Origin of the sequence: Brachybacterium fresconis, assembly GCF_017876515.1 — a bacterium.
GTDB lineage: Bacteria > Actinomycetota > Actinomycetes > Actinomycetales > Dermabacteraceae > Brachybacterium > Brachybacterium fresconis.
In genome coordinates, this window is the sequence record NZ_JAGIOC010000001.1 from 3,516,678 (window position 1) to 3,534,441 (window position 17,764).

Consider the following 17,764-nt stretch of genomic DNA (forward strand, 5'->3'; position numbering starts at 1 on the left):
AGTTGACCGACGATCGCTGGATCGAGGTGACCGCCTCCCAGTTCGACCACGAGCGCGAAGGTCTCGAGTACCTCCGTGAGCGGGTCCCGATGCATTCTCCGTATCGCGTCTGGACGAACTTCGAGTTCCGTGACACGCACGGCGGGTGGCACGAGGTCGACGCGCTGCTGCTCGGACAGGACGCCCTGTACCTCATCGAGCTCAAGCACTACTTCGGCACCATCACTGGCAACGACCGCACCTGGCATCGCAACGGGCGTACGGAGAGCTCCCCGCTGCTGCTCGCACGCCGCAAAGCGCAGAAGCTCGCCTCGAAGCTCCAGGAGGTCTACCGCGAAGTCGCGGGCCCCGACCCTGAGATCCCGGTGAAGCGGATCGTCCCCTGGGTGCAGGAGGCCGTGTTCCTCCACCACCGTGCGACGAAGGTGCTGATGCCCGAGTCCTCGCGGATCAACCTCTTCGGCTTGGACGAGCTGGAGGACGCCCCGGCGGGGCTGCCAGGGATCACCCAGCTCCTCGAGGGCACCACCGAGCGCGGCCATCCGATCCATCCGCAGCAAGAAGAGTTCCTGACCCTCCTGCTGAAGAGGATCGGCCTGGTCCAGCGCCGCGAGCGGGAGGTGGGCTCCTGGGTGATCGTCGACGGCGGCGCGATCGCCGAGGGCGACGGATGGCAGGACTGGGAGGCCTCAGGCAAGGAGACCGGCGCTCCGGCCCGCATTCGCTTCCAGACGCACACGACCGATGTCGAGCGCCGCGTCGCTCGGGCGATCGCGGACCACGAGTTCGCCGTGATGCGCCGCTTGCACCACGACGGCTTGATCCGGCCCATCGACGTGGTCAACGACGAGCAGCTGGGACGGGGACTGGTCTACGACTGGGACCCCGATCTGGTGCGCCTGGACCACTGGCTCGCCGACCACGGAGAAGAGGCCGACCTCGGCCAGCGTCTGCAGATTATCCGCGAGGTCGGAGAGGTCCTGGAGTACGCCCACGGCAAGAGCCTCGCGCATCGCCACCTCACCCCGGAGACGATCTGGATCGGCCCAGCGGCGCAGCCGAGCGGCCCGCTCACCGTGAAGGTCTCGGACTGGAGCGCAGCCGGTTCTTCCCGGGAGGGCGGGTCCCAGCCCGGCATCACCCAGCATGCAGCGCGCACGGCGGCGAGAGAGGACGCAGCACTGCTGACCTTCCAGGCGCCGGAGGGCGCCTGGAGTGCAGAGGCGACCGACCGTCCCGGTCTGGACCAGTTCTCGCTCGGCGCGCTCGCCTACTACCTCTTCGCCGGTCATGCCCCTGCAGCGACTCCTCAAGAGCTGCTGTTCCGGTTGCGGGAGCAGACCGGTCTTGACCTCGGGGTGGACATCCCGGAGATCCCTGAGCCGATTCGGGATGCCGTGCGCACCGCAACCAGCGCGGCACCGAAGGGCCGTCACGCGTCGATCCGGGAGTTCCTCGCCGCTCTGGACCGCACCGAGCAGGTCCCCACGGACGATGCTCTGGACCCCCGGGACGCGAAGGTCCAGGACTTGTTGGCCGAGGGTCGCTTCACCGTGAAGAGCCGGCTCGGAAAGGGTTCCACGGCACTGGGGCTGCTGGTCGAGGACGCCGAGGTCCCCACCCAGAACAAGGATCGGGTGCTCAAGGTCGCGCTCGACGAGAAGGCGGAGGCCCGCCTCGTCGAGGAGGCTGACATCCTCTCTCGGCTGAGAAGCCGCCACGTGGTCGCCCTGCACGAAGGACCGTTCCCGCTCGGCCCCACCTCGGCGCTGCTGCTCGAGAGCGCCGGGGAGGACACACTGCGCGACCTGTTGCGCCGCTCCGACCACGGGCTCCCGGTCGACCTCCTCGAACGCTACGGGGACGACCTGCTCGGGGCGCTCGAAGCGCTGGACAAAGCGGGGATCGATCACCGCGATATCAAACCCGCCAACCTCGGCATCGGCAAGGACAGCAGCAAGAGCTGGCATGTGAAGCTGTTCGACTTCTCCCTGAGCAGGGCCCCTGCCTCGGAGATCGACGCCGGCACGGCCCCGTATCTGGACCCGTTCCTGGGAGATGCGGACCGCAGCCTCTACGACAGCGCCGCCGAGCGCTACTCCGCCGCCGTGGTGCTGTACGAGATGGCCACCAGCCTCCACCCCCGCTACGGCGAGGATCCCACCGCCAACCCGGCAGCGGTCACCGCTGACGTCGCCGTGGACCCGCGGGACTTCCCGGAAGGTCTGCGCGAAGAATTGGCCGCCTTCTTCTCCCGCGCTCTGTCTCGTCGGGCTCCGGAGCGGTTCGGCACCGTGGGGGAGATGCGCAGCGCGTGGAAGGCCATGTTCGGGTCGGCCACGACGACGGCACCCTCGGATGCGGACGAGATCGCCTCCAGCGTCACCCTCGGGACGCCGCTGGCGGAAGCGGGGCTTTCGCCACGTGCCCTGAGCTGGTTCACCGGCCAGGGGCACCAGACCGTGCGCGATGTGGTGGTGCTGGACTCCATGCAGCTCAGTCGCACCCCCGGCCTGACCAAGAACACCCGTGACGAGGTACTGGCTCGCGCGAAGGCGTGGCGAACCCGCTTCGCCGAAACGGCGAAGGCCGCGCGCCGCACGACCGGTGATCTCCCGCCCCTGGATGATGTCGCTGACCTGTTGGTCACGCGGCTGCGCGAGCGCCGCACGGACCTCCACCGCGAGGTGCTGGACCTGCTGCTGGCTCGCGGCACGAAGAACGTCGAGGCCTTCGCCCCGCAGGTGGCTCTCAGCGCGATGCTCGGGGTCGGCACCCCGCCGGTCAACCAGGCACTGATCGACATGCACCAGGAGTGGTCGGTCGACGAGCAGGCCGGACCGGTGCTGGACCGCGTCGCCGGGGCAGTCGATGCGATTCTCGACGACCTCGGAGGGGTGGCCGCCGTCGGGGAGATCGTCACCGAGCTGATGCGACGCTCAGGCGAGGGGGAGACCGCGGCGACCACGAGTGAGAACGCTCGCCGCCACGCCGAAGGGATCCTGCGGATCGTGGTGGACGGCAGGCGCCACCGCCGACGGGCGGAGGACGACTCGGTGCCGCCGCTGGAGGAGCGCCGCCGCGGCGACCGTGTCGTCGCGCTGGGCCGTGGCAACGACGTGCTGAACCTGGCCGTGCGGCTCGGTGAGACGGCTCGGGATGCGGTCGAAGACCTCTCCGGGGTGCTGCCGGCCGGTCGTTCCCGCGCCCTCATCGCGCCGCTGCTGGACGATCTCGAGGACCTGGGCGAGGAATCGCCGCTGCGCGCCGGGCACCGCGCCCTCCGGCTCGCGGCGTCGATGTCGCAGAACACCGCAGGTGCCAGCTTCGCCGGGGAACTGCACCGCCGGGACCTGCCGGCACCAGAGGCGGTGCGCATCGCTCTCGGCGACCTCACCACCGACGCCCGGATGAGCCCGACGGTGCTCCAGGACCGAGTCGCTGCACGCTTCCCGCAGCTCGCCCGCCTCCCGGGGCGTCCTCAGCTGGACTCCGTGGTCGCCGAATCCCAGCTCGTCCTGCGATTCGACGAGACGGCGAAGCAGTACGTGGGTCCCACCATCACCGGGGACACCACGATGCTCACGCGGCGGCCCGCCACTGTGACCCAGGCAGATCGCACCGAGGCGGAGGACACCGCGATCACCCGCCGCCTGGAGGACTCCCGTCGCCGCCGCTCCTACCTGGTGCTCGGCACGCTCCCGTCCCGGCTGGGGGTGCTGGAGCAGGCACTGGAGAACCGCTTCGCCGCTCGCCGCTTGGGGGTGGCCACGCTGCTGCTGGACGAGATGCGCCGCGTGCTCACCGAGAACCCCGGTTTCCCGGACTGGGACGTGATCGTGCAGGCGGATGCGGGGACCGCGGGCAGCCGCGAACAGCAGGCGGTCGCGAAGGTGGTCGAGCTCGCGATGCCGGCGGTCACCGCCCGTATCGAGGAACTCATGGACGACGTCGGAGAACCCGCCGACGACCGCGCCCCGCTGGTGCTCGCCGACGTGGACATGCTCGTGCGTTATGGGCAGGTGGGCGAGCTGCGTCGCCTGTCCGATCTGACCGTCTCCCGCAGCCGGGCTGTGTGGGTGATCGTTCCCCAGTACGAGATCCACACCGGCCCGGAGATCGACGGGACCCGGCTGACCACCAGCCCTCACCAGTTCCTCGACGTGGATTACGCCTGGAGCGACACCCTCGCACGCCCAGTCTCCGACGACCCCTCACCCCTCCTGGAGGACGCCCCGTGATCGATGCGACCGCGCTGACCACCGATGCCCGTCGCCTCGTGCTCGAGGTCGAGGGCGACCTCCGCGCCGTCCTCGCCGCCGACGGAGAGAAGGACTCCGAGTGGCGGGACAAGCACACCGCCGCCCTGCGCGGCAACCGCACCAGCACGGACTTCGCCTCCTGGCGCGACGAGCACATCACCCAGGTCGCGGTCTCCTGGGTGCTGACCACCGTGTTCGTCCGCTTCCTCGAGGACAACGGTCTGATCAGTCCGCGCTGGTTTGCCGGCCACGGTGCCCGCCGTACTGAAGCGACAGACGCCGAACAGGCCTACTTCCGTGCCCACCCCGAGCACACCGCCCGCGAGTGGATCCTGCAATCCATCGAGCACCTGGCAGGCCTGCCCGCGACCGCGCAGCTCGTCGATGCCAAGTCGATGCTGCACCAGATCCCGCTCAGCGGACGGATGGCCGAGCAAATCATCGCGTTCTGGCGCGAGACCGATGACGACGGCGAGCTCGCGCGCGACTTCACCGACGAGAACCTCAGCACCCGCTTCCTCGGTGACCTCTACCAGGACCTCTCCGAATTCGCGAAGAGCACCTACGCCCTGCTGCAGACCCCCGAGTTCGTCGAGGAGTTCATCCTCGACCAGACGATGGAGCCCGCGCTCGCCGAGCGACCGCTCGACGGCTTCCGCATCATCGATCCCACCTGCGGCTCCGGCCACTTCCTGCTCGGCGTCTTCGCCCGCCTCGTGAAGCGCTGGCAAAAGGAGGCACCTGCCTTCAATGCCCGCGAGATTGTCGCGAAGGCGCTCGAGTCCGTGGTGGGCGTGGACATCAACCCCTTCGCCGTCGCGATAGCCCGCTTCCGCCTCATCCTCGAGGCCTTGAAGATCACCGGCGAGACCAGCCTCGAGCAGGCGCCCGCGCTCGAGGTGCGCATCTATGCCGGTGACTCGCTGCTCCCCTGGGGCCGGGGCCAGCAGACGATTCTGGGCGACGCCGCCGGTGTGGACGGCGACTTCATCGCTGACCTGGCAGAGGACCGCGAGAAGTTGCATGGTGCCCTGCGGACCGGGCAGTACGACGCCGTGGTCGGGAATCCGCCGTACATCACGGTGAAGGACCCTGCGGCAAGCAAGACGTATCGGAATCTCTACACGACAACCCATCGGCAGTATCAGCTCACGGTCCCGTTCATGGAGCGGTTCTTCGCACTCGCGAAGACTCGCAACGGTGACCAGCCTGCGGGATGGACCGGCCAGATCACGTCCAACGCGTTCATGAAGCGCGAGTTCGGGACTAAGCTCATCGAGGAGTACCTGCCCACGAAGGACCTGCGACTCATCGTCGACACCTCGGGAGCATATATTCCCGGTCACGGCACACCGACGTTGATCCTGGCAGGGAAGAACCAGCCGCAGCAGGACAACTCCGTCAAGGCCGTGCTGGGTACGCGCGGTGAACCGGGACAACCCAAGGATCCAGCACAGGGGCTCGTGTGGAGGTCGATCGTTGAGAATATCAACTCGATCGGCTTCGAGAATGAGTTCGTGTCGGTGACAGAGCCGACGGCGAAGTCATTCGCGCAGCATCCTTGGAGTCTCTCTGGGGGAGCGGCACCGCAGATCAGCGATGCGATTCAGAAAGCAACCACGCAATTGCTCGCTGCATGCATCGACGTCGTAGGGCGTACTACGCATACGGGAGCCGACGATGCGTTCTTCATGCCAGCGCATGCGTCCAAGACCCACGGACTTGAGCACGACGTGGTCCCAGTAGTCATCGGCGAGGGAGTGCGTGACTTTTCGACGTCTCCCGGCGAGGTGACGCTGTTCCCGTACGGGAGCGATGGCGTACCAGTCGAACCGTCTGACATCGCCTCGGGGCGGTACTGGCGCTGCAAGGCGATTCTCCGTAACCAGATGGACTTCCAGAAAACGAAGGCAGAGCGCGGTCTCCGGTGGTTTGACCACTCGATGTTCTTTCCGCCGCGATACGTCAGGCCCCTGGGGATCCCGTTCGCCTTCGTCGCGACACACAACCACTTCGTGCTCGACCGGGGTGGGAAGGTGTTCAACCGTTCGGCACCGGTGATCAAGCTGCCGGCGGGGGCGAGCGAGGAGGAACACCTGCACCTGCTCGGCGTGCTCAACTCCTCCACCGCCCTGTTCTGGCTCAAGCAGAACAGCCATAACAAGAACACCGGTACTGGCGGCGGCGGGATGGTCGACCAGCCGTGGTCCTGGATGTATGAGTTCACCGGCACCACCCTCCAGGACTATCCCTTGGTCGAAGCCGACTTCACTGACTTCGGCCGTACCATGGATCAGCTCGCTACGCGGCATGCGGCGGCCCAGCCCTCCGCCACGCTTCGCGAGACAGTGCCGACCGCCGAGATGCTCAGTGAGGCCGCCAAGTCGTCGGCCTCTTCCCGCGCCCAGATGATCGCGGCCCAGGAAGAGTTGGACTGGTTCGCCTATCGGGCGTACGGCCTCACGGAGCAGGAGCTCACGTACTCCGGCAACCCGCCCGAGGTCCAGCTAGGGGAGCGAGCCTTCGAGATCGCGCTCGCGCGACGGGTCGCGGGCGGCACAGAGAGCACTGAGTGGTTCGACTATCACCACTCCGCCCCGGTCACCGAGATCCCCGCTTACTGGCCCGCGGACTACCGCGGACTCGTTCAAAAGCGCCTCGACCTCATCGAATCCAGTCGGATGATCGATCTTCTCGAGCGGCCCGAGTACAAACGGCGTTGGCTGGAAGACCCCTGGATGAAGAGGGTCGACCGTGCTCTGCGCGACTGGTTGCTCGACCGCCTCGAGGACAAACAGATCTGGTTCGACCGGCAGGGCCGCCCCGTGAGCCGATCCATTGCACAGTTGGCGGACGTCGTCAGCCGCGACCCCGAGCTGCGCGGTGTCGTCGAACTCTGGCGCGGCAGCGCTACCGTCGACCTCATCAAGGCGCTCACCGACCTGCTCACGCCGGAGGTCGTGCCCTACCTCGCCGCGTGGCGGCTGAAGCCCAAGGCGATGGAGAAGTTCCGCGCATGGCAGGAGACCTGGCAGCTGCAGCGCCGCGAGGACGCTGGCGAGATCGGTCTCGACATCCCCGTCCCGCCCAAATACAGCTCCGCCGACTTCCGCAAGAGCACCTACATGGCCCTTCGCGGAAAGCTCGACGTCCCCAAGGAACGGTTCATCCACTACCCGAACGCGGGTCTCGCCGCCGATGGCACCCTGCAGCTCGGCTGGGCGGGCTGGAACCACTTCCAGCAGTACCTCGCCCTTGCCGGCCTGATGGATGACATGGTGAGCGACGGCGCGAGCGACGAGACGCTGCGGCCGCTCGTCGCCGGGCTCGGCGAGCTGCTGTTCTGGGTCGAGCAGTGGCATGACGAGATCGACCCCACCTTCGGGCTGAACGCCGCCCAGTTCGCCCGCACCGACTACGACCAGCGCCGCGCCCAGGTCGGCGCGAGCGAAGACGACCTGCTTTCCTGGCGGCCCCCGGCCGCCACCCGAGGACGAAAGGCGAGATCATGACCGCGCCCCTGCTGCGAGACGTCTTCTCGATCCCCGAGGCCACCGGCGCCGAGGACTACGTGCTGCGCCTGACCGATGCGACGACCGGTCGCGGTGCCGCCGAGGCGATCGATGACTACGTGGTGACCCCCGCGATCGCCGACGCCTTCGACGAGGCGCTCGCCCTGGTCACCGACGCGCTCGGCAGCGGCCTGAACCGCGGGGCATTCCTCGCCGGCTCCTTCGGCTCCGGCAAGTCCCACTTCATGGCCGTACTCCACGCCCTGCTGCGCCACGACCCGCACGCTCGTGCCCACCAGGACCTTCAACGCATCATCACCACCCACGATGCACAGCTCGAGGGCAAGAATTTCCTGCCGCTGTCCTTCCACTTCCTCGATGGCGGTTCGATGGAGCAGGTGCTCTTCGACGGCTACGTCCAGCAGATCCGCACTCGTCATCCCGAGGCGCCGCTGCCCGCCGTCTACCAGGCCGACGCCTTGCTGCGGGACGCCGAGAACCTCCGCACCCGCATGGGCGATGAGAGCTTCCTCGCCGCCCTCGGGGGCGAGAGCGCAGGCGATGACCCCTTCGGTGCCCTGCTCGGCTCCAGCGGCTGGAGCCTCGAGGAGTACCAGACCGCGCGCGCTGCTGCCCCCGGTCACTCTGAACGCCTGCGCCTGGTCACCGCCCTGACCCGCAGGGAAGGACTGTTCTCCAACTACGCGCGCCTCGGCGAGCACGTGAGCCTCGACGAAGGCCTGCAGGCGATCAGCGACCACGCGAAGACGCTCGGCTACGACGCGGTGGTGATGTTCCTCGACGAGCTCGTGCTCTGGCTCGCTTTCGAGATGCAGAACCAGGGCAGCTTCGGCCGTGAGGCGCAGAAGCTCACCAAGCTCGTCGAAGGCAACTACGGGCGACTGCCCATCCCGCTGGTCTCGATCATCGCCCGCCAGATGGACCTCCAGCAGTGGTTCGCGGACTCCGGGGCTTCCGGCACCCAGCAGAAGGCGCTCGACGACGCCTTCCGTCACCAGTCCGGTCGCTTCCGCGTGATCGAGCTGGGGGACGACAACCTCGCCTATGTCGCAGCCAAACGCCTGCTCACCCCCAAGGACGACGCGGCAGCGCGCGCGATCGAGGACGCCTTCGCCGGGATCGACCGGGCAGAAGGCGTGTGGGACGTCCTGCTGGACGGCATCAACACCGACGAGACCCACCGCGGCGCCAACGAACAGCAATTCCGCCACACCTACCCCTTCTCCCCGGCACTGGTCTCCACCCTGCGCAACCTCTCCGGCGTCATGCAGCGCGACCGCACCGCGCTCAAGGTCATGCAGCAGATGCTCGTCGAGCGCCGCGACACCATGCGGATCGACGAGGTCATCCCCGTCGGCGATGCCTACGAGCACATCGTCTCCGGCAACGACCGCTCCGTCCTCGATCCCCGCCGCGCCGCCCTGTTCCGCCGGGCCGACGAGATCTTCGAGGACAAGCTGCAGCCGCTGCTGCTGTCGAACAACGGGATCTCCGCGCACGATCTCGAGACCGGCGACGAGGCGACGCTGCGCACCTACCGCACCGACGAGCGGTTGGCCCACACCCTGCTGCTCAGCGCCGTCGCCCCCGGCGTGCCGGCGCTGACCTCGCTGACCTCGCAGCGGCTCTCCTCCCTCAACCACGGCTCGATCACCTCCCCACTGCGCGGGGGTGAAGCCGGAGTGGTCGCCGCGAAGGTGAACAGCTGGGCCCAGCGGGTCGGTGACATCAAGGTGGGCGGCAGCGACCGCAACCCCGTCTACACCGTGCGTCTCTCCGACGTGGACTACGAGTCGATCGTGGAGAACGCCAAGGGGGAGGACAACCCCGGCCGGCAGCGCGAGCTGCTCCGGACGCTCGTGCTCGAAGCAGCCGGCGTCCCTCCCCAGGAGAACACCACCGATGGCGCCGTGCAGCACAAGGTCGTCTGGCGCGGCTCCGCCCGCACCGTCGATCTGGTGTTCGGGAACGTCCGCGATCCCCAGCAGCTGCCCGAGGACCGCTTCCGCCATGCCCCCGACACCTGGCGGATCATTCTCGACCTGCCCTTCGACGAAGGCGGACACTCCGTCACCGACGACGTGCGCCGCGTCGAGGACCTCATGGCCCGCAATGTCCAGGCCCGCACCCTGATCTGGCTGCCGCGCTTCTTCTCCGCCGGCAAGCTCAAGGATCTGCGCACTCTCGTCATCCTCGACTACCTCCTGACCGGGCACGGCGACCGGTGGCGCAACTATTCCGACCACCTCTCCGAGGCGGACCGCTCCCAGGCCAAGGTGATCCTGCAAGGTCAGCGCGATAACCTCCGCGCCGGGATCCTGACCGCGCTGCTCCAGGCGTACGGCGCCGCCACCGCGCAGCCGGGCATCCTCACCGAGGGGTCCGGCGACCAGGTGCTGTGGAGCCTGGACCAGGGCCACCAGCCTCGCACGCCCGGCGGGCCCACCCTCGACCGCGCCCTCGCCCAGACCATCACCGAGGCCTGGGACTCCACCTTCCCCGAGCATCCTGCCTTCGCGCCCGAGGACCAGGTGGTCACCGTCCGCGAGCTCGACGCCGTGGCCGAGCACATCTCCCGTGCAGCCGGCGACCCCGACCACCGGGTCCCGCTGCAGGGCAACGTCGCTGCCGTGCGCCGGGTGACGGACCCGCTGCGGGTCGGCCGCACCACCGAGACCCATTTCCTGTTCGGCGCCGAGTACTTCGGCACCTGGGACCGGGATGTCATCACCGGGATCGGTGCCGTCGGTCTCGATCCCGACGGCACCGTCAGCGTCGGCGAACTGCAGGACGCTCTGCGCCGCACCACGATCGGTGCGGGGCTGGACCGTCATGTCCTGGACCTCGTCACCATCGCCTGGGCCATCCGCCACCAGCGCGCCTGGACCCAGTACTCCGCCTCCATCCCTCAGCCCCAGCCCGGCAAGCTCGCCCGGGACATGCAGCTGCAACCCCAGGAGATGCCCAGCGAGGAGCAGTGGACCACCGCCCGCCACCGAGCTGGCGCGATCTTCGGCCTCGAGGCCCCGCAGTACCTCACGGCCGCGAACGTCACCACCCTTGCGCAGCAGCTGCGTGAGAGGGCGAGCACCCTGAGAGAGGACTCCCACGTCCTCACCACCGCGCTGACCGAAGCTTCCGCGCAGCGCGGTATCGCCGTCAGCGCTCGGCTCACCGCCGCCCAGGAGGGTTCGACCCTGGTCGACGACCTCGCCGTGCTCAAGGGACTGCCGCTGCTGCAGCGACTCGCCGACGCCACGTTCGACGCGACCGACCAGGAGCTGGGTCGTTCCCTGTCCAGCGCCGCCGGCGTCACCCGGGCCGTCCGTGGACTCGACCCCACCCGCATCACGCCCCTGACCACCGGGATCGAGGCCGGAGGCGACGCCGGCCGCACCGCACGCGGCATCCTCCAGGACCTCGACGACGCTCTCGCTGGGCACCAGCTGCAGCGCCCCCTCGAGAAGGCACTGAGCAGCTTCGACGACGCGGCCTGGACCTGGATGAGCCGACGCGCGAGCGCCGCCCCGGCACCCGCGCCGCAGCCCGACCCCGAGCCGGCGACACCGACCCGCAGCACCGGACGGCGCACCGTGACCTGGCGCGGCCAGGACGGACTCAGCGAGCTCGCCCGGGAGATCACCAACCAGGTCCCCGACGGCGCCCGCCTCGAGATCACCTGGCGGCAGCTGCCATGAGCACCGCTGTCGCCGTCGCCCCCGTCCAGCGCGCCACCATCCTCGCCACCCTCGAGAAAGTCCGTCGGCGCGGCGGTGCGAGCCGTGTCCTGGGCATCCGGGCCTCCCGCGGACTCGACCACGCCCAGGGTCTCACCGACCAGCATGGTGAGCCCGTGACCGTGACCTGGTGCCCCTCCGCGCTCGCAGTCTGGGACGCTCTGGCCGCCTGGGACGGCAACGGCTGGCTGGTGCTGCTGACCGACCGCACCGAGGAGGAGTTCGGCTCCGGACTCCTTGCACGCCTCGCCCAGCACCGCCTCCAGCGCCCTGATGCCTGGGAGAGCGTCAAGCTCCGATTCCGGGCCACCGGAGTGGACCGTGCCCTGCTCCAGGACTCCGCCGGCAACCGGTCCGCGATCCCGGAGGCCCTGCTGCGTCTCGAGCCCCGTGGCGGCTGGCCCGCCGCTCGTGCCGGAGTGCTGGGCCGCGAGGTCGCCTACGGCGCAGTCGCCCGACAGTTGCTCGGCATCGACGCCGAGACCCTCGACGGGCCCGCCGTCCTCGAGGCGACCCTCGACCCCGAGCTGCCGGGACGACTCGCGGACCTGCGCCGCGACGGCGGTGACGAACTCACCGACGCGGTGCTCGACTGGCTGGCCGGCCACCTCGGCGTCGGAGCCGCCCCTGCCCGCCACGTGCTCGCCGGAGGCTCCACCGGCGATCTCCTGCCGCTGGGCCTCGCGCTCACGCACGTGGTCACCGCCTCACCGGCCCTCATCCAGGAAGCGGTCCTCACCGGCGCCCGCCTGGAAGCGCGCCTGCCCGATGCCTTCCGCGGAGTCACCAACACCGGCGCCGCCGGCCCGGTCGCCGAGCAGGTCCGCTCCTTCGCCGCCGCCTCCACCCGCGCCCTGCGCGACATGCTCACCCGCCCGTCTGCCCGGGAGCAGGCACTGACCGTCCTACGGCGCACCGAATCGATCCTCCGCGCCGAGCAGGCACCCTCCCTTATCGCCGACTCCGACCTGCTGCCCGGCGGACTCACCGCCCGTCGGCGCACCCTTGCCGCGGCGCTCGGCTCCGACCCGGCCGCCGTCGAGCGGGCCTGGCGCGAGATCCTCGATCACCCCCTGACCGCGGACCGTGACGGGAAGGACCCCCTGCACACCGCCCTGCGCGCCGCCGTCCGCCTCGACCGCTGGCTCGCCGCGCGGGAGGTGCCGGAAGAGGATTCCGGCGTCGGCCGCCTGGAGCGCGCCCTCGACGCCGCCCGCATCCACGCCCACGACGGCGCCTGGGCAGAGAGCGCGCTCGGCGACCTGCTCCAAGGCTCCGACGACCCCGAGATCGCCGCCGCACTCGACCGCCTCGCCCAGCAGGTCCTCGCCCGTCGCCGCGCCCTGGACCGCGCCTTCGCCCAGGACCTTGCGCCCCTCGCCCACGGCGACGACCTTCCCGCCGGCGGAGACGTCCACTATCTCGAGGACGTGCTCGGCCACGTCGGCCTGCCGTTGGCCCGCACCACCCCCGCCGCTCCCGGATCGCTACGGGGCGGCGCCCTGGTGCTGCTGATCGACGGGATGAGCGCGGCCTCGGCCACCGACCTCACCCAAAGCATCCTCACCCTCACCGACACCTGGCGCGAGATCGTGCCCCTGGCCGCACCCCGCCGGGCGACGGGCCTCGCGCTCCTGCCCAGTCTCACCACCCACTCCCGCACCTCCTTCTTCACCGGCAGCCCGGCCACCGGCGGGCAGCCGCAGGAACGGCAGGGACTATCCGCCCTCGCTCGTCGCTCCGGTCTCTCCGCCGCACCCCTGTTCCACAAGGACGACCTGGTCAGCAATGCGGCAGGCACCGCGCTCAGTGCCCCGGTCGCCTCCGCCATCGCAGACGTCGACGGCAGCCCGATGGTCGCTTGTGTGCTCAACACCATCGACGACGCCCTGGACAAGGCCGACCCGGGCGGCACCCGGTGGTGCACCGCGGACGTGCGCTTCCTCCGCCCTCTGCTGCAGGAGGCCGCCCGCGCCGGCCGCACCGTGGTGCTCACCGCCGACCACGGCCACGTCATCGAGAGGAACGGACGGATGGAGCGCCACGACGGCGAGACCAGCGCCCGCTCCCGGCCGGGGACCGGAGACCCTGCCGGTCCTGACGAGGTGCTCGTCGAGGGGAGGCGCGTGCTGGGCGGCGACAGCGCGATCCTCGCCGTCGACGAGGACCTGCGCTACACCGCACGCCGCGCCGGCTATCACGGCGGGGCGAGCCTGTCCGAACTCGTCGTGCCCGTCATCGCCCTGCGCCCCGCGCCCGCTGACCGTTCCGAGCAGGGATGGGCGGCCGGACTGCCCGAGGGGTGGCTGTTCACGAGCGATCAGCGACCCCTGTGGTGGTCCACCCGCGCCGCCGCTCCCGACCGGGCGGACGAGCCCTCCGGCCCGGCGGTCGCGCCCGTCGTCGGCATGCTCGACCTGTTCGGAGGCGACGAGCCCGAGCCGGTCGTGCCCACCGGCCTCGGTGCTGCGATCATCGCGTCAGACCGGTATACGGACCAGAAGCGGGTGCTCCGGCGCACCCCGTCGGACGAGACCGTCGCTGCGCTCGTCGACGAGCTCGCGGCCGCTCCCGGAACCCGGCTGCCCTTCAGCCGCGTCTCCCAGCTGCTCTTCACACCGACGGCGCGGACGCCACGCGTCGCCGGTGTGGTCACCCAGTTGCTGAACGTCGAAGGCTTCGAAGTGCTCCGTCTCGAGGAGGAGACCGCGATCCTCGATGTTCCGCTGGCCCGCCAGCAGTTCGAGGTGGACCGATGAACACGGACAGCCCAGGGATCTCCCCGCGCCGCCGCGACGACATCATCGGCGCGCTGCGCCGCGGCACCGTCCCCGCCGAAGGACTCGACCAGCTCGCCGTCGGACTGGACCACTTCGCGGACGCTCTGTCCGGCGAACTGGACCAGGTGACCGGCGGGGGCGCCGTCGTCAAGGCGGTGCGCGGCGAGTACGGCAGCGGCAAGACCTTCTTCACCCGCCATCTGGCCGAGACCGCCCTGCGCCGCGGCTTCGCGACCGCCGAGGTGCAGATCTCCGAGACCGAGACCCCACTGCACAAGCTCGAGACCGTGTACCGGCGGATCACCGAGTCGCTGCACACCTCGAGCGTCGCCCCGTCGGCCTTCCGCTCGGTCCTGGACACCTGGTTGTACACCATCGAAGAGGACGCGATCGCGGCCGACCCCACCATCGAGCAGTCCGAGCAGCGCCTCGCCGAAGCGACCGGGGAGCTGCTCGACGCGCGACTGAGCGAGGTTAGTTCCTCCACCCCGGCGTTCGCCCTTGCGCTGCGCGCCTATCACCGCGCCTCCGCCTCCGACCCGGCGACCGCCGACGGTCTCGCCGCCTGGCTCGCGGGGCAGCCCCATGTCGCCGCGGCGGCCAAACGCGCCGCCGGGATCAAGGGGGACCTCGACCACTTCGGCGCGATGAGTTTCCTGCAGGGCCTGCTCACCGTGCTGCGCGATGCCGGCCATCCCGGCCTGCTGCTCGTCCTCGACGAGGTCGAGACCCTGCAGCGGATGCGCTCCGACGTGCGCGACAAGGCGTTGAACGCCCTGCGCCAGCTCATGGACGAGATCGACGCCGGCCGCTACCCAGGGCTCTACCTGGTGCTCACCGGCACCCCCGCCTTCTACGACGGACCCAACGGCGTGCACCGTCTGCCTCCGCTCGCTCAGCGCCTGGACACCTCGTTCATGCGCGACCCGACGTTCGACAACCCTCGCGCCGTGCAGATCCGCCTGCTCGGCTTCACTCAGGACTCTCTCGCCGAGGTCGGGATCCGCGTGCGCGACCTCTACGTGCGCGGACGCGAGAACGAGCCTCGACTGCGCGAGCGGGTCGATGACAGCTACATCGTCGACTTCTCCCGCGCCGTGGCCGGCGAGCTCGGCGCCAAGGTGGGGCTGGCCCCGCGGATCTACCTGCGCAAGCTCGTGGACGTCCTGGACAGGGTGGACCAGTTCGAGACCTTCGACCCCCGCACCGACTACGCCGTCACCGTGAGCGAGGCCGAGCTGGCCGTGGCCGGACCCCGCACCGATCCCGACGACATCGACCTCGATCTCGATGACTGAGCAGGCCGCCGGTTTCGACGCGCTCGCGCCCTCGGTGCAGCATCACATCGTCAACACGCTCGGCTGGCCCGGACTGCGCCCCCTCCAGGAGGAGGCCGTCGCCCCGCTGGTGGCGGGGGAGGACGCGATCCTGCTCGCGCCCACCGCCGGCGGCAAGACCGAAGCCGCAGCCTTCCCCCTGCTCACCCGTATGAGCACGGAGGACTGGCGCGGGACCTCTGTGCTCTACGTCTGCCCGCTGCGGGCACTGCTCAACAACCTCCACCCCCGCTTGTCCTCCTATGCCCAGTGGTTGGGCCGCACCGCCGAAGTGCGACACGGCGACACCACCGCCGGGCAGCGCCGACGGTTGCAGACCCAGCCGCCGGACATCCTCCTCACCACTCCCGAGTCCCTCGAGGCCATTCTCGTCTCGACCATCACCTCCCCGCAGGCGATGTTCTCCGACCTGCGCGCGATCGTGGTCGACGAGGTCCACGCCTTCGCCGGCGACGACCGCGGCTGGCACCTGCAAGGAGTGCTCTCCCGCCTCGAGGCGATCGCGGCGCGACCTTTGCAGCGGATCGGGCTCTCAGCCACCGTCGGCAACCCACACGAGCTGCTCGCATGGCTGAGCGGACCCGGACGCGGTTCCGGGAGCGAGGGCGCGCCCGGGAGGGAGCGGCGCGGGAGCGTCATCGATCCCGGTGGGATCGGGAAGGACTCTGACGTGCGCCAGGACTGGGTGGGCACGCTCGACAACGCCGCCGAGGTCATCTCCCGGCTGCATCGCGGCGACAAGCGGCTGGTGTTCGCCGACTCCCGGCGCACCGTCGAATCGTTGACGTTGTCGCTGCGGGAACGCGCGGTGGAAACCTTCGCGTCCCACTCCTCCCTGTCCGTGGACGAGCGACGCCGCTCCGAACAGGCCTTCGCCGAAGCACAGGACACCGTGATCGTCGCCACGTCCACCCTGGAGCTGGGGATCGACGTCGGAGACCTCGATCGCTGCCTCCAGATCGGTGCCCCACGCACTGTCGCCTCGATGCTGCAACGCCTCGGCCGCACCGGGCGCCGCGCGGATACGGCCCGGAACATGCTGTTCCTCGGCACGACCGAGGAGGAGTTCCTCCGTGCCTGCGGTCTGCTGCTGCTCTGGTCCGAGGGGTACGTGGAGCCGATCGACCCGCCGTCGACCCCGTATCACGTGATCGCCCAGCAGATTCTCGGGATCACCCTGCAGCGCCGTGCGCTGACCCGTGAGGACATCCACCGCGACCTCGCCGCCTTCGCTCCGCTGACCGAGTCGTCGGGCGACGCGATCATCGACCACATGCTCGAGCATCAGTTCCTGCTCGGCGACGGAGAGCTGCTGTTCGCCGGGCCCGCCGCCGAGCGTCGCTACGGCGGCATGCATTTCCGCGACGTGATGGCGGTATTCACCGCTGCACCGCAGTTCACGGTGCTGCACGGCCGCGCCGAGATCGGGCTCATCGACCCCATGGTGCTGCGTGGCCCGCATGACGGCTCGCTGACCATCACCCTCGCCGGCAAGGGGTGGCGCGTCACCTCCATCGACTGGAACCGTCACCGCGCGCAGGTGGAACCGTCCACCGTGGGAGGGAAGGTCCGCTGGTCCGGCGTACCCCAGCCGATCTCCGCGGCACTCACCGGCGCGATCAGGCGGTCCCTCCAGGGTGCTGACGCACAGGGAGTGGAGCTCACTCGGCGTGCGCGCGAGAAGCTGGTCGATCTGCGGGTGGAGTTCGCTCCGTTCGTTGGGGTGGGGGAATCCGATGTGCTCTCCCCGCACGATCGTGGCCGTTCCCGCTGGTGGACGTGGGCCGGTGGTCGTGAGAACGCCCGCACTCTCGCAGCGCTCACCCGGGTGGCCCCCGAGCTGCTCGGTGAGGCGCCAACCTGGGACAACTATGCGATCACCCTGTCCGACTCGGCGACGATTCCCGCACTGCGGGCAGCGCTCGAGGAGGCACAGAGGAGGGCGGCCGAGGGTGACAACGTGTTCGCGCCGCTCATCGACGACAAGGTGCTGCGCGAGGTGAAGTTCGGAGACATGGTCCCGGAAGAGATGCTGCGAGCGGAGGTCGCGGGGCGGTGAACTGTTGGCGGCCACTCATGTCCCGCACAAAATTCTCTCGCGATTTTGGTTGATCT

Annotated in this window: 6 protein-coding genes; all 6 read left to right on the forward strand. The window is 69.7% G+C overall.

Translation table 11 applies throughout. From position 1 onward, the window contains the following. Positions 1 to 2: 2 nt before the first annotated feature. The 6 genes from pglW to JOF44_RS15685 are packed head-to-tail and all read left to right on the forward strand — an operon-like array spanning position 3 to position 17,708. Entirely contained in the window at positions 3 to 4,241 is a 4,239-nt protein-coding gene (gene pglW, locus JOF44_RS15660) for a BREX system serine/threonine kinase PglW (RefSeq protein WP_209893499.1), read from the forward strand. After that, positions 4,238 to 7,774 (forward strand): BREX-2 system adenine-specific DNA-methyltransferase PglX, encoded by a 3,537-nt coding sequence (gene pglX, locus JOF44_RS15665; protein WP_209893502.1) that lies wholly within the window; start codon positions 4,238 to 4,240, stop codon positions 7,772 to 7,774. The genes pglW and pglX overlap by 4 nt, the downstream gene beginning before the upstream one ends. Further along, positions 7,771 to 11,493, forward strand: coding sequence for a BREX-2 system ATPase PglY family protein (locus JOF44_RS15670; protein ID WP_209893504.1), 3,723 nt, complete (start codon positions 7,771 to 7,773; stop codon positions 11,491 to 11,493). Before pglX ends, JOF44_RS15670 begins: the two co-directional genes overlap by 4 nt. Beyond that, the gene (gene pglZ, locus JOF44_RS15675; RefSeq protein ID WP_209893507.1) at positions 11,490 to 14,291 is read left to right on the forward strand and encodes a BREX-2 system phosphatase PglZ; all 2,802 of its coding nucleotides are present in this window, start codon (positions 11,490 to 11,492) and stop codon (positions 14,289 to 14,291) included. Before JOF44_RS15670 ends, pglZ begins: the two co-directional genes overlap by 4 nt. Next, positions 14,288 to 15,610: a BREX system ATP-binding protein BrxD gene (brxD, locus tag JOF44_RS15680; protein ID WP_209893510.1), complete on the forward strand. Its 1,323-nt coding sequence runs from the start codon at positions 14,288 to 14,290 to the stop codon at positions 15,608 to 15,610. The genes pglZ and brxD overlap by 4 nt, the downstream gene beginning before the upstream one ends. After that, complete coding sequence (locus JOF44_RS15685; protein WP_209893513.1) at positions 15,603 to 17,708, forward strand: DEAD/DEAH box helicase; 2,106 nt, start codon at positions 15,603 to 15,605, stop codon at positions 17,706 to 17,708. Before brxD ends, JOF44_RS15685 begins: the two co-directional genes overlap by 8 nt. Positions 17,709 to 17,764 lie beyond the last annotated feature (56 nt).

Excerpts from the sequence above, each read along its gene's own strand:
- JOF44_RS15670 (WP_209893504.1), top strand. The coding sequence starts at position 7,771 with ATGACCGCGCCCCTGCTGCGAGACGTCTTCTCGATCCCCGAGGCCACC.
- pglZ (WP_209893507.1), top strand. The coding sequence starts at position 11,490 with ATGAGCACCGCTGTCGCCGTCGCCCCCGTCCAGCGCGCCACCATCCTC.
- brxD (WP_209893510.1), top strand. The coding sequence starts at position 14,288 with ATGAACACGGACAGCCCAGGGATCTCCCCGCGCCGCCGCGACGACATC.
- JOF44_RS15685 (WP_209893513.1), top strand. The coding sequence starts at position 15,603 with ATGACTGAGCAGGCCGCCGGTTTCGACGCGCTCGCGCCCTCGGTGCAG.